General features: G+C 69.8%; 10 protein-coding genes. 7 read left to right on the top strand and 3 right to left on the bottom strand.

What is annotated here, in order from left to right; genetic code table 11:
* The first annotated feature begins 56 nt into the window (after window positions 1–56).
* Window positions 57–968 carry a TetR/AcrR family transcriptional regulator C-terminal domain-containing protein gene (locus AB0E90_RS33805; protein ID WP_360415071.1) on the top strand — a complete coding sequence of 304 codons (912 nt, stop codon included), beginning with the start codon at window positions 57–59 and terminating at the stop codon, window positions 966–968.
* On the opposite strand, the gene AB0E90_RS33800 is transcribed toward AB0E90_RS33805, so the two are convergent.
* A complete protein-coding gene (locus tag AB0E90_RS33800) occupies window positions 922–2,610 on the bottom strand; it encodes an alpha-glucosidase (RefSeq protein WP_360415069.1) in 1,689 nt (562 codons plus the stop codon). The two genes, AB0E90_RS33805 and AB0E90_RS33800, sit on opposite strands and share 47 nt — an antisense overlap.
* Window positions 2,611–2,692: 82 nt before the next feature.
* Between AB0E90_RS33800 and AB0E90_RS33795 the strand changes: the two genes are divergently transcribed.
* The 4 genes from AB0E90_RS33795 (at window position 2,693) to AB0E90_RS33780 (ending at window position 7,597) form a co-directional block, all read left to right on the top strand.
* Complete coding sequence (locus AB0E90_RS33795) at window positions 2,693–3,691, top strand: glycosyltransferase family 4 protein (RefSeq protein ID WP_360415067.1); 999 nt, start codon at window positions 2,693–2,695, stop codon at window positions 3,689–3,691.
* Between the two features lie 135 nt (window positions 3,692–3,826).
* Window positions 3,827–4,978, top strand: a complete 1,152-nt coding sequence (locus AB0E90_RS33790; protein WP_360415065.1) for a glycosyltransferase — start codon at window positions 3,827–3,829, stop codon at window positions 4,976–4,978.
* A 49-nt stretch (window positions 4,979–5,027) separates the two neighbouring features.
* Window positions 5,028–6,110, top strand: a complete 1,083-nt coding sequence (locus AB0E90_RS33785) for a glycosyltransferase (RefSeq protein WP_360415063.1) — start codon at window positions 5,028–5,030, stop codon at window positions 6,108–6,110.
* Between the two features lie 47 nt (window positions 6,111–6,157).
* Window positions 6,158–7,597 (top strand): glycoside hydrolase family 130 protein, encoded by a 1,440-nt coding sequence (locus AB0E90_RS33780; protein ID WP_360415061.1) that lies wholly within the window; start codon window positions 6,158–6,160, stop codon window positions 7,595–7,597.
* A 373-nt stretch (window positions 7,598–7,970) separates the two neighbouring features.
* Here AB0E90_RS33780 and AB0E90_RS33775 read toward each other — a convergent pair whose 3' ends face one another.
* Together AB0E90_RS33775 and AB0E90_RS33770 are read right to left on the bottom strand one after the other, a co-directional pair.
* Window positions 7,971–8,705: a response regulator transcription factor gene (locus AB0E90_RS33775; RefSeq protein ID WP_360415059.1), complete on the bottom strand. Its 735-nt coding sequence runs from the start codon at window positions 8,703–8,705 to the stop codon at window positions 7,971–7,973.
* Window positions 8,702–10,444 carry a histidine kinase gene (locus AB0E90_RS33770; RefSeq protein WP_360415057.1) on the bottom strand — a complete coding sequence of 581 codons (1,743 nt, stop codon included), beginning with the start codon at window positions 10,442–10,444 and terminating at the stop codon, window positions 8,702–8,704. Before AB0E90_RS33770 ends, AB0E90_RS33775 begins: the two co-directional genes overlap by 4 nt.
* A gap of 108 nt (window positions 10,445–10,552) precedes the next feature.
* On the opposite strand from AB0E90_RS33770, the gene AB0E90_RS33765 reads away from it, so the two are divergent.
* Both AB0E90_RS33765 and AB0E90_RS33760 read left to right on the top strand, forming a co-directional pair.
* Window positions 10,553–11,215 carry a hypothetical protein gene (locus tag AB0E90_RS33765; protein ID WP_360415055.1) on the top strand — a complete coding sequence of 221 codons (663 nt, stop codon included), beginning with the start codon at window positions 10,553–10,555 and terminating at the stop codon, window positions 11,213–11,215.
* A 196-nt stretch (window positions 11,216–11,411) separates the two neighbouring features.
* Window positions 11,412–12,584 carry a hypothetical protein gene (locus tag AB0E90_RS33760; protein ID WP_360415053.1) on the top strand — a complete coding sequence of 391 codons (1,173 nt, stop codon included), beginning with the start codon at window positions 11,412–11,414 and terminating at the stop codon, window positions 12,582–12,584.
* Window positions 12,585–13,003: the final 419 nt, after the last annotated feature.

The following is a 13,003-nucleotide window of genomic DNA, read 5'->3' as shown; positions in this document are numbered from 1 at the left end:
CTAGGCTGGCAAACTGTACTAGTACGGTTCTTTCAGCAGAGGCAGGTGTACTAGCTTTGGACGCCCTTTACCGGCAGATCGTGCAGGACATTCGCGGCCGGATCGAGGCCGGCGAACTGCGCCCCGGCGACCGGGTGCCGTCCGCCCGGGCGCTGGTGCGCGACTGGGGTGTCGCGATCGCCACCGCCACCAAGGCGCACGCCGCCCTGCAGGAGGAGGGTCTGACCGTCGCCCGCCCGGGCGTCGGTACCGTCGTGGCCGGGCCGGCGCCGCGCCGCGACCACGAGCTGACCCGGGGCCGCATCGTCGAGGCGGCGATCGAGATCGCCGACACCGACGGCATGGCCGAGCTGTCCATGCGGCACATCGCGAGCCGGCTCGGCGTCTCCACCATGTCGCTCTACCGGCACGTGCCGAGCCGGGAGGAACTGATCCTCGCGATGATCGACTCGGCGATCGGCGAGCTGCCGCTGCCGGCCCGCCATCCCCTGGGCTGGCGGGCCGGTGTCGAGCTGTGCGCCCGGCTGGAGTGGGCGGCGTTTCAGCGCCATCCCTGGCTCGCGCCGACCATGTCACTCAACCGGCCGCAGATGGCGCCGAACGCGATGCGGCTCAGCGAGTGGGTGATGGCGGCCTTCGACGGCACCCGGGTCCCGCTGCCCGACCGGATGTACATCCAGGTCCTCATCTTCTCGTTCGTTCGCGGAGTGGCCAGCGGCCTGGAACCGGAGGCCGACGCGATCCGGGACAGCGGACTGACCGCCGATCAGTGGATCGAGACGCAGACCGAAGTGTTGACGGCGGTGATGAACGACGGCGGGATGCCGCACTTCCGCGCGCTGACCACTCAGCCGTTCGACTTCGACCTGGCCCAGCTCTTCGAGTTCGGCCTGGCCCGGCTGCTCGACGGCCTCGAACCGTTCATCGCGTCCTTCGCAGCACCACCGCCTGCCACGGCGCCATCGTGAGACCGTCCGGCGCTTCCGGCAGGTTGTTGAGCAGCAGCTCGGACTCCTCCCAGCCGTCGATCTCGGCCCGCACCGTCTCGCCGGTGAAGTTGCCGATCACCAGCAGCTCCGTGCTTGCGAGCCGCCGGGTGAAGGCGTACAGCCGCTCGTCGTTCGGCAGCAGCATGGTGAAGTCGCCGTCGACCACGGCCGGCTCGTCGTGCCGCAGTTTGATCAGCTGCCGGTAGTAATGGAAGACCGAATCCGGGTTCGCCCGCTCGGCCGTCGCGTTGATCTCCCGGTAGTTCGGGTTGACCGCGAGCCACGGCGTGGTGGAGCTGAAGCCCCCGTTCGGCGAGTCGTCCCACTGCATCGGGGTGCGCGCGTTGTCCCGCCCCCGGGCGCGCAGCACGGTCAGCACGTCCTCGGGCGCGCGGCCCTCGATCTCGGTGGCCTGCCGGAACTGGCCGAGCGCCTCGATGTCCCGGAAGTCGGTGATGCTCCTGAAGGGGTAGTTGGTCATGCCGAGCTCTTCGCCCTGATAGACGTACGGCGTGCCCCGATGCAGGTGCAGCACGGTGCCGAGCATCTTCGCCGACGCCGAGCGGAACTCGGGGCTGTCGTCACCGTAACGGGAGACCACCCGCGGCTGGTCGTGGTTGTTCCAGTAGAGACTGTTCCAGCCCTCCTCGGCCAGCCCCGCCTGCCACCGGCCGAAGATCCCCTTCAGGACGGTGAGCTGCAGCGGGAAGACCCGCCACGGGTCGCCGCCGCGGTCGGCCCAGACGTGGTCGAACTGGAAGACCATGTCGACTTCCTGGCGCTCCTGGTCGGTGAAGAGGATCGCCTCGTCCACCGTCACGCCCGGCATCTCGCCGACGGTCAGCATGTCCTCGCGGCCGGCGAAGACCTGCTCGTACATCTCGTGCAGGAACTCGTGGTTACGCGGCCCGTTGATGTAGCCGGCCGAACCGTCCGCGTACGCCTGCCCGGCCGTGAGACGGCCGTCGGCCAGCGGGAGAACCTTGGAGATCATGTTGATGACGTCCATCCGGAAGCCGTCCACACCCCGGTCCAGCCACCAGTTCATCATCGCGTAGACGGCCTGCCGGACCTCGGGGTTCTCCCAGTTGAGGTCGGGCTGCTTCGGCGAGAACAGGTGCAGGTAGTACTCGCCGGTCTTCTCGTCGTACGCCCAGGCCGGCCCGCCGAACGCGGCGCCCCAGTTGGTCGGCTCGGCGCCGGGCGTGCCCGGTTCCATGCCGTCGCGGGCCGGCCGCCACCAGTACCAGTCCCGCTTCGGGTTGTCCTTGCTGGAGCGACTCTCCTGGAACCAGGCGTGCTCGTCGGAGCTGTGGTTCACCACCAGGTCCATGATCAGCTTCATTCCTCGCTGATGGACCCCCTTCATCAGCGCGTCGAACGTGGCCAGGTCGCCGAAGAGCGGGTCGATGTCCTGGTAGTCGCTGATGTCGTAGCCGTTGTCGTCCTGCGGTGACTTGTGGATCGGGGACAGCCAGATGACGTCGACGCCCAACTCGGCCAGGTGGTCGAGATGGTCGATGATGCCCTGCAGGTCGCCCATGCCGTCGCCGTCGGCGTCCGCGAAGCTGCGCGGGTAGATCTGGTAAACGACCGCACTTTTCCACCAGAGTTCCGTCATGCGTCTTCTCTAACACGAGAACGCGGATCGAAACGCCTGGGCATACTTACCGAGTGCTAACTCCCTTTCTGCGAATTTTGTCATGAGGGTGGCGCTGCTGGGGCCGATCGCCTGGCGTACGCCACCGCTCCACTACGGCCCCTGGGAACTGATCACCAGCCTGCTCGCCGAGGGGCTGACCGCACGCGGCATCGACGTCACGCTCTTCGCGACGCTCGACTCGGTCACCAAAGCGACGCTCGACGGCGTCAGCCCAACCGGGTACGAGGAGAGCGCCGACCTCGACGGCCGGGTCTGGGAGGCACTGCACGTCTCGCACGCGCTGGCCCGCTCGGGCGAGTTCGACCTGGTCCACAACCACCTCGACTGGCTGCCGCTGGCGTTCTCGCAGCACTGCGCCGCACCGCTGGTCACCACCATCCACGGCTTCTCCGGGTCGAACATCCTGCCGGCCTACCGCCATGCGCGGTCGCACTACGTCTCGATCTCGGACGCCGACCGCTCCCCCGATCTCACCTACGCCGGCACCGTGTACCACGGCATCGATCTCGCCGATTTCGCCGCCGGCGCCGGCGGCGACGACCTCATCGCATTCGGGCGGATCCACCCGGACAAGGGCACCGATCTCGCCATCGAGATCGCCCGCCGGGCCGGCCGCCGGCTGATCATCTGCGGGATCGTGCAGGACGCCGAGTTCTTCGCCCGGGACGTCGAGCCGCACATCGACGGCGACCGGGTCGTCTACCTCGGGTCGGTCGGCCCCGCCGAGCGGGTGCGGATCCTCGGGTCGGGCGCGGCGCTGCTGCATCCGATCCGGTTCGCCGAGCCGTTCGGGCTCTCCGTGGTGGAGGCCATGGTCTGCGGGACGCCGGTGATCGCGTACCGGAAGGGCTCGATGCCGGAAGTGGTCGACGAGGGCGTGACCGGACGCCTGGTTTCAGACGTGGACGAAGCGGCCGCCGCGGTGGCCGCAATCGACTCTTTCGACCGGCTCGCTTGCGCGGCCCGGGCGCGGCAGCGCTTCTCCTCCGAGCGCATGGTCGACGACTACTTGGCGATTTACCGAAAAATCGTCAGTTGAATGGTCCGACTTGTTAACGTCGCAATGTGAATTGCACGTTAAGCGGAGCAATTCCCCGGCTCGTCGTAATGACGTCTGCGCACGTGCAGTGAGGTGTGCTGCGGGGAGGCAGCCGCAAAGCGAGAAAGGCCTGTCATGCCCGCCACCTACGGATTTCTGAGCACATACCCGCCCACTCAATGCGGTTTGGCGACATTCAATGCGGCACTCGCGACCCAGCTCAATGCGGGTGGCAGCGCCGGAGTGGTGCGCCTTCTCGCGAGCGACAACGTCAGTGGCGGAATCGACGTCGAGCGGACCGCGCCGCGGGTCGTGCACACCTGGCACACCGACAATCCGGGTGGCTGGGCAGCGGCGGCCAACGCGCTCAACCGGTACGACGCGGCGATCATCCAGCATGAGTACGGCATCTACCCGGGCGACGCCGGCGCCGAGATCCTGCCGCTGCTGCGCGCCCTCAAAGTCCCGTCGATAGTCGTGCTGCACACCGTGCTCAGCCACCCCGACCCGCTCCAGCGGCAGGTCCTCGAACGCATCGCCGCCACCGCCGACGCCCTGGTCACCATGACCGACACCGCCCGGCAGCGGCTGACCGCCGGCTATCAGGTCGACCCTCGCAAGATCTCGGTGATCCCGCACGGCGCCGGCAGCCACGACACCCTCACCCCTCGGCCGGATCACGACCGCCCGCACCTGCTCACCTGGGGGCTGCTCGGCCCCGGCAAGGGCATCGAATGGGCGCTGCGGTCGCTCGCGCTGCTCGACGACCTCGACCCGGCGCCCGCCTACACGGTGGCCGGCCGCACCCACCCGAAGGTCCTCGAGCAGTTCGGGGACGCGTACCGGGACTCCTTGAAAGCCCTCGCCGCCGCGCTCGGGGTGACCGACGCCGTCCGCTGGCTCGACGTCTACCTGGACCAGGCCGATTTGTCGCGCCTGATCCGCTCCGCCGACGTGGTCGTGCTGCCCTACGACTCGACCGAGCAGGTCACTTCCGGCGTGCTCATCGAGGCGGTCGGCGCCGGCGTGCCGGTGGTCGCGACCGAGTTCCCGCACGCGGTCGAACTGCTCGCCGACGGGCCTGGCCTCCTCGTACCCCATCAGGATCCGGAGGCGATGGCCGCGGCCATCCGTCACCTGCTCACCGAGCCAGGCATCGCCGGGCGTCTCACCGGCCTCGCCGGTGGCCCCACGCTGCGCTGGCCGGCCGTCGCCGCGCGCTACCAGAGCCTCGCCGGGCGTCTGCTCGCCGACCGGGCGCCCGTCGCCGCTTCCGTGCCCGCATGATCGCCCCCATCCTGCGCCCGGCCTTCGAACCGCGGGCCGGGGACGCGGCATGAGCATCGGCCTGCGGCTTGTTCCGCCGCCCATTCAGCTCGCCGACGCGCCCGCGCCGAACTGGCACCACATCGTCCGGCTCTCCGACGACACCGGCCTGCTCGAGCACGCGCGCAACGGCATCGTCCGGCGCGAGCACGGCTACTGCGTCGACGACGTCGGCCGCGGCCTGCTGGTCGCCAGCCGGGAACAGCGGCCCACCGCGCAGGTGGTCGGGCTGGCCGAGCGCTATCTGGCGTTCCTCACCCACGCGCAGGGCCCGGACGGCGCGTTCCGCAACCGGATGAGCTTCGACCGGCGCTGGACCGACGAGCCCGGCCTGGGCGACTGGTGGGGACGCGCGCTGTGGGGCCTGGGCACGGCGGCGGCGCGATCCACGGTGCCGTGGATCAGGCGCGAGGCCGGCGTGGCCTTCCGCCTGGGAGCGCGGCAACGCTCTCCTTGGCCGAGGGCGATGGCGTACGCCGGACTGGGCGCCGCCGAGGTCGTGCGTTCCGACCCGCACGACAACGACGCGGCCGAGCTGCTCGCCGACGCGGCTACCGCCGTCGGCCTGCCCGGCCCCGACCCGGCGTGGGCGTGGCCGGCCACCGAGCTCACCTACGCGAACCCGACGATGGCCGAGGTCGTCATCGCGGCCGGCGACCTGCTCGGCGACGAGTCGCAGTTGCGGTCCGGGCTGCGCATGCTGGCCTGGCTGTGCCGCGAGCAGGACAACGCGGGCCACCTGTCCACCGTGCCGGTCGGCGGATGGGCCCGCGGCCGGCCGAAACACCGCTTCGACCAGCAGCCGATCGAGGCCGCCGCCACCGCCGACGCCTGCGCCACCGCGATCGCGGTCACCGGCGACCAGCGGTGGGAAGAGCCCTTATTTCGGGCGATCGCCTGGTTTCTGGGCGACAACGACACCCAGACAGTCATGTACGACCCCCTAACCGGCGGATGTTATGACGGATTAACGGCAGATGGTCCTAATGTGAACCAAGGAGCCGAATCCACCCTCGCGCTGGTCTCCACGCTGCAGCACGCACGCACGTTGGTGACCCGGAGCGCGACCCGACCGTCAGGCGGCCTAGCGTGACCGCAACGATGAATGCGCAGACGTTTTACACCCGACATGAAATCGTCATGCAGCCGGACGATCGGCGCGTGGTGATCAAGCTGTTCGTGCCCGGCGAGGACGACCAGACCGTGCAAAATCGGGCATCCCGCCTGATCGAACGCATCCTTCAGCTCGACGAGGCGGAAACCAGCCGCCTCCTCGACGACGTGCTGACCCGGTTCGCCGGCCGGCACCACGATCTGCTGGCCACCTTCCAGCACCACTACGAACTGGTGCAGCACCGGGTGCCCCCGGAGATCGAGCTGTCGCCGACGGCCCGCACGCTGATCGGGGCGTACTTCAGCCACGAGTTCTCGGTCGAGGCGGCGGCCCTGTGCAACCCCTCGATGGTGGCGCACCCCGATCAGGAAGGGCTGGATCCCGGCGAGTTCCGGGTGGCGATCAGCCTGCGCCAGATCGGCGAGGGCCACATCTCGTCGATCGGCTTCTGCTCGGCGGTCATCGGCCCCGGCGACCGGATCCGCCTCGAGGACCGCGGCGGCCCACTCGTCATCGGCCAGCGGGTCGGCGCGCAGCACTACCGGTTCCAGCTGTCGGCCGCCCTCATCGACGACGCGATCGACAACGAGGCGTCGGCCTACGTCCTGGCCACGCTGCCGGAGCGCTACACCGACGAGGAGTTCGAAGACGTCATCGGCCACCTGCCGGCCGAACTCCTCACCCGGCCGACCACGCAGGAAACGGTGGACAACATCCGGCACATCGTGGCCGAGGACTATGCGGTTTCGTTCCCCTGCGCGTCCCCGCTCCACCAGCGAATCATGTGGCCGGCCACACCGGCCGAGAGCAACGGCATGGAGGACGCCCGCTTCGTCCAGACCCTGGACCCGGACGGCCGCCTCGCCTATCAGGCCACCTACACGGCGTACGACGGCCGGCGCATCTCCGGACGGGTCATCTTCACCCGGGATCTCCGCCATTTCGACGTGTCCCGCCTGCACGGCCCGGCCGCGAGGAACAAAGGCATGGCGCTGTTCCCGCGCTACGTCGGCGGCCAGAAGCTGGCGCTGTGCCGCTCGGACGGAGAGACCCTGGGCCTGAGCGTCCGCGACGACCAGCACCGCTGGCAGCAGGCCGTGCCGTTGCTGGTCCCGCACCGCGGCTGGGACCTGATCCAGGTGGGAAACTGCGGTTCCCCGCTGGAAACCGAACAGGGCTGGCTGGTCCTGACCCACGGCGTAGGCCCGATGCGCCGCTACGCCATCGGCGCCATGCTCCTGGACCTGGAGAATCCCGAGCGGGTGATCGCCGACCTGCCCGAGGGCCTACTGGACCCGGACGAGGTGGAACGCGAGGGCTACGTCCCCAACGTCGTCTACTCCTGCGGCGGCATGATCCACGACGGCCGCCTATGGATGCCCTACGGCGCCAGCGACGTCCGAGTCGGCTTCGCCAGCGTGGCTCTGGACCAACTCCTGAGCCGCATGGTCCCAACCGGCTACTGACCCACCCACACCCGGCCCGCCGCCCGTCCCCGACAGCGGCGGGCCGCGCCGTCTCCACACCCCCACACCCACCCCCGCCCCTCCCAAACCCGCCCGGGCCATCCCCAAACCCGCCCGCGCCGTCGCCGCGCCAGGCCGTGCGGCTCACATGCCAAGGCGCGCCGTTCCCACGCCCGACCGCGCCCTCCACCGCCGAGCTGCCGTTCGCCCGGCTCACGCCGCCCGGCTCACGCCGTGTGGCCCACGCCGTGTGGCCCACGCCGTGTGGCCCACGCCGTGTGGCCCACGCCGTGTGGCACCGCCGCGAGCAAGGAGGACGGCGCCACCCCTACCGAGGTCGCCTCTGTCCGCCCCGCGCCTCGGCGGTTGCTCGTCAGCGGGCCTGCAGGACCAGTGCGGCCACCTGGACCCGGTTGGTCAGGTCGAGTTTCGCGAAGATGCGGGTGACGTAGGCCTTCACCGTGGGCGTGCTCATCAGCAGCCGGCCGCCGATCTCCTGGTTGGCGAAGCCCTCGGCAATCAGCTCGGCGACGTTGCGCTCGCTGGGCGTCAATTGCGCGAGTGCTGCTCTGGCCCGACGCCGCACCGGATCCTCCGCGCCACCGGCAGCCAGCCCCATCACCTGCCGCAGCACCGACGGCGTGAACATCGGCTCCCCCGCCGCCGCCCGGCAAATCGCCCGCGCGATGTCCGCAGGCGGTTCGTGCTTGAGCAGAAACCCGCTCGCCCCCACCTGCATGGCCCGCCGCACATGCTCATCCGTGTCGAACGTCGTCAGCACCAACACCTCCGGCGCATCCCGCCGCCGGCGCAGATCCGCCGTGGCGGTGAGCCCGTCCATCCCCGGCATCCGAATGTCCATCAACACGACCTCGGGCCGATAGCTGTTGACCGCCGCAGCCACCTCGGTCCCGTCCGAGACCGCCCCCACCACCTCGATCTCGTCGAACGCGCGCAGCATCATCTCCAGCCCCTGCCGCACCATCGCATCGTCATCGACGATCAACACCCGAACCGGCCGCGCCGCCTCTCCCGTCGGCTCGACGTTCTCGGTGTGCCCGGCAACCAACTCCTCCGGAGGCTGCGGTGGGCGCCTTTCAGCCGTCACGTGTGCCACGGCAGCCACGCCTTGACGTCGAACTCTCCGGACGCGGTCGGTCCGTGCTCCAGTCGCCCTCCGACCAACTGCACCCTCTCGCGCAGACCGGCCAACCCGGCGCCGGCTCCCGGGATCGGTTCGACTGCTGACCCTTCGCCCCACTCGGCCCAGCCGACGCGGGTGCCGTTGATCGGCCCAGTGCCGGGGATCGCTCCGGCCAGTGCCGGCTCCGCGCGTGGCACCCCAGGAAAGACCCAGTCCGCGCCGGACCCTGCACCCGGCTGGTCGAGCTGCGCCGCGCCGCGTAACACGCCCGGCCGATCGAGCCGCGCACCGCTGAGTGACGCACCCGGCCGGTCGAGCCCCGCACCGCTGAGTGACGCACCCGGCCGATCGAGCCGCGCACCGCTGAGTGACGCACCCGGCCGGTCGAGCCGCGCAGCACCGCGTGACACGCCCGGCCGGTCGAGCCGCCCATCGCTGAGTGACGCACCCGGCCGGTCGGGCCCCGCACCGCTGACTGACGCACCCGGCTGGTCAAGCTGCGCAGCGCCGCTTGCTGCACTCGATCGGCCGGGCCGGGCGTCGCTCCGCGATGCGCTCGGCCCGTCGAGCCCCGCGCCGCTGAGTGACGCACCCGGCCGACCGAGCCGCGCAGCGCCGCTTGCTGCACTCGATCGGCCGGGCCGGGCATCGCTCCGCGATGCGCTCGACCGGTCCAGCCGCGCGTCGGTGCGTGATTTGTCTGGGCGGCGATGCCATCCGAGGTCGTTGACCACGTGCACGGAGAGGCCCTCCATGTGGCGCACGTCGATGGCGACACGGACCGGCGAGCCCGGCGCGTGCTTCAGCGCGTTGGTCAGCGCCTCCTGGATGATCCGGTAGGCGTGTCTGCCGATCTGGTCGGGCACGGTCTCCGGGTCGTCGGTGTTGGTCAGGGACAGGCTGACGTTGGCGCCGGCCCCACGGGACTGCTCCACCAGCGCCGGCACATCGTCGAGAGTCGGCAACGGGTGGTCGACCGCCGGCGCCCGCAGCATGCCGAGCAGTGACCGTAGGTCTTCCAGGGCGTCGTGCGCGCACTGCCGGATCACACCGGCCGCCTGCCGCTCGTCCTCCGACGCATCGCGCTGCACCGACAGCGCACCCGCGTGCACGGCAAGCAGTGAGATGCGGTGGGCCAGGACGTCGTGCATCTCGCGCGCGATCTGCTCGCGCTCCGCGTGCCGGGCCTGCTCGACGCGTAGCCGCTGCCCTTCCTCGGCCTGCCGCACCCGCTCGGCCCAGGAGGCGACCAACTGCCGGTGCGCGCGAATCACCATCGCCACCGCCACCAGGCTGACGTGCAGCAGCACCAGGAAGGCGACCGACTCGAAATATGCGCGGGTCAGTCCCAGCACCAGACCATAGATCACCGCGGCCGCCGCGGCGTGCAGAGCGGCGAGGGCGATCGCGACCCGGGCCCGGCGGTGCAGAGCCACCGCGAAGAGCGCGACCGGCGTCGCCCCCATCGGCATGCCGAGGAGGATGCCGCAGGGAATGAGGAAGAGGGTCAGTGCCACCGGATGAGAGCGGCGAAAGAGCACCAGGCCGGTCAAAGACACCGCCGCCGCTGCGGCTTCGAGCGCGATCGGGGCGCCGTCGCCCTCCGAAACCGAATTGGCGACGAAGAAGAGCCCGAGCAGCATGGCGAGCGCTGCAAGAAGGATCTCCAGCAGCCATGACCTGGTCGGAAGTCGCTGAGGCATGGCTCGACGCTACCGGCGGGCGGACGCCGAGGGCAGTCGACTTTGGTCTATGGAGCATCGACTTGAGTAGGTATCGCGACGGGCCGCCGGCCGCGAAGACTCAGACCCGTGTTCGAACAGACGACGATCGTTCCGACCCCACGCTTGGTCCGGGTGCTCACCTGGCTCGGCCTTCCGCTGGCCGGCGGCGCGCTGCTGACGCTGGCCGTGCGGGCAGCCTGGTGGCTGCCGCTGCCAGGGCCTCTTGCCCTGATCAGGAAACTGCCCGTGCCCGCGGCCACCGCCACGACGATCTCGCTGGGCGTGCTGCTCGGCCTGGTGCTGGCGGCGTTGGTCGACCGCGAGTCCCTCAGCGTCCGGATCGACCCGGCCGAGGTGGTGCTGACCCGCCCCGGCACGGAGAGCAGGGTGCCACGCGCCGAGGTGGCCGTCGCCTTCTCCGACCGTGACCAGCTCGTCCTGCTCGGCCGCACCGGTCGCGAGCTGGCCCGCGAGCCCTCTCTCCTGTCCGCCGGCCGGCTGCAAGCGGCGTTCACGGAGCGCGGCATCGCCTGGGCCGACCAAGACCCGTACCTGTCGGCCTACAGCCGCTGGGTGCCCGGCCTGCCCGAGATCCCGGCCACTGCCCATGCGCTTCTCGCCGCAAGGCAGACGGCACTGGCCTCGGGCGATGAGATCGACCAGCGCGAGTTACGCGCCGAACTGGGCCGCCTCGGCTTCGTAATCCGCGACGACCGCAAGCGTCAGTACTGGAGGCACGCCGATGGCTGAGAAAGGCACAACCACAGCCCGCCGCAACCAAGGGATCAGCTCGCCCTTGCTACGCCTGGCGAAGCCACACCCAAAATTGACCCATCGACCCCTGACTGCGGCCGCTAGAACACTTATCTTCGACCAAATTGAGTAGTCCTACGGCTGCCATTTTCATCCAGCCGACCGATCCGAGATCAGCATTATAAATCGTTTTGTGTTGATCTCCACAGTGCGAAAGAATGTATTCATGCGACAGCGGCAGCTTCAGTTATTAACCAACTCTGAACTCGCCGCTATGCGTGACCGAACGAAGGCTCGTAATTATTCGGCGGCTGCGGATGAGTTTCGCCGTGAGCACGCGCGTCATCGGCATTGGGGTCTTGCACGGCGGCATGCTCAAAAGCTGTGCCGGTCGCATGGTTGTTCGGCCGAGTGCGGGGCGGTGGGTCTGCATGATGTCTTCGAGGAGGTTCCGCCGTTGGTCTGGGACGGCGAGGCCACTGTCGTGCGGCCGCCGCGGCGCGTGCCGGGCGGTGAGGTCCGGGTCGTGCGGGATGTGTCGCCGAGCCGCGAGCAACAGCCCGGCGACGCCGGCCGCATCGACCAGGCACCCGTCGCCCGCCGGGCCGAACGGGAAGCGCGGGTCAAGTCTGCGCGCGAGGCGAAAGCGGCCGGTCCAGCCTTGGCAGCGGGCCACGCGCAACGGGTCGACCAAGCGGAAGTCGCCGATCGGGTCTTAGCAAAGGATCAAGCGCAGGCGACCGACCAGGCACGAGCATCCGCCCAAGGCTTGGCAACGAACCAAGCGAAAGCGGCCCAGCAGGCGAAAGCGGCCGATCGGGCCTTGGGAACGAGCCAGGCGCAGGCGACCGGTCGGGCGTTGGTCGAGAGCCAGACACAGGCGGTTGACCAAGCAGGAGCAGCCGACCTTGCGGAGTCGACATCTCGGCGCGAGCCGGACGGCCATTGTGGATCTGCAGTGCACGGCGAATGGCGCCGACCGCCGGTGGCCGCCGCACGGCCGGGTCCGGCCGCCGCCTCCGGCTCTCCCCGAGATCAGCAGCCGCCAGCCGCGCCCCAGCAGCCGGCAATGCGACGTCACCGGCGGCGCCCGATCCTCGTCGGGCGGCTGACGGGCGCCGACATTGCCGTCGCGGCGCACACCGGATACGCAGTATCGGCCACACCGCAGTCGCGAGGATCACTCGGTAAAACCAGCCGGAAGCTTCGTGCTGTCAACCAGAGCAGCACTCGGATAAATGCGCGCTCACCGCCCGGGCGCCAATTGCCTTTCCACCGGCTCGCGTCGATGCGTATCCGCGACCGGTGGGCCGACCTCGGCCACGCCTCGCAAGGGACGACGGAAACCGCTCCTGACAGCGAGTGAGACGTGCGGATATTTGTCGCTGCGCCGAGCTGCAGTTCAGCTCGAGCCAGCAGGGGCCGTTCCCTGGCGGAGTTCGCCCTACGGCGGGGCGGACCGTAGGAGCCGAACCGGTTGGAATTCTGCGAGAGAGAGCGCTTTCAGCGACAGCGGACACTCCCCCGCAAAACCGGCGGCAGGCAACAGGCACTGGGAACCGCCAGGCAGGCGACCGCGAAAGGAGGGGAAGCAGGGAGCCGCTGGCCGAGGAAGCCGGAGAACGGAGACCTCGGAGACCGTGGAAGCCGGAGAACCGCGGAAGGCGGAAAACTGCGGAACGCGGATGCCGTGGGAGGTTCGGCGCGGAGGGCCGGGCGCGAAAGGCGCGGCACAAGAGCCGGGGGCGTGGGAGGTGCAGTGCGGGAGCTGCCCGCGGGAGAGGC

This window comes from Actinoplanes sp. NPDC026619, from assembly GCF_040638295.1.
Classification (GTDB): Bacteria; Actinomycetota; Actinomycetes; order Mycobacteriales; family Micromonosporaceae; genus Actinoplanes.
Note: the sequence above shows the minus strand (reverse complement) of the source record. Positions and strands in the feature narration are given on the sequence as shown.

Coding starts and splice junctions, on each gene's coding strand:
- AB0E90_RS33800 (WP_360415069.1), bottom strand. CDS start 2,610: ATGACGGAACTCTGGTGGAAAAGTGCGGTCGTTTACCAGATCTACCCG.
- AB0E90_RS33795 (WP_360415067.1), top strand. CDS start 2,693: ATGAGGGTGGCGCTGCTGGGGCCGATCGCCTGGCGTACGCCACCGCTC.
- AB0E90_RS33790 (WP_360415065.1), top strand. CDS start 3,827: ATGCCCGCCACCTACGGATTTCTGAGCACATACCCGCCCACTCAATGC.
- AB0E90_RS33785 (WP_360415063.1), top strand. CDS start 5,028: ATGAGCATCGGCCTGCGGCTTGTTCCGCCGCCCATTCAGCTCGCCGAC.
- AB0E90_RS33780 (WP_360415061.1), top strand. CDS start 6,158: ATGCAGCCGGACGATCGGCGCGTGGTGATCAAGCTGTTCGTGCCCGGC.
- AB0E90_RS33770 (WP_360415057.1), bottom strand. CDS start 10,444: ATGCCTCAGCGACTTCCGACCAGGTCATGGCTGCTGGAGATCCTTCTT.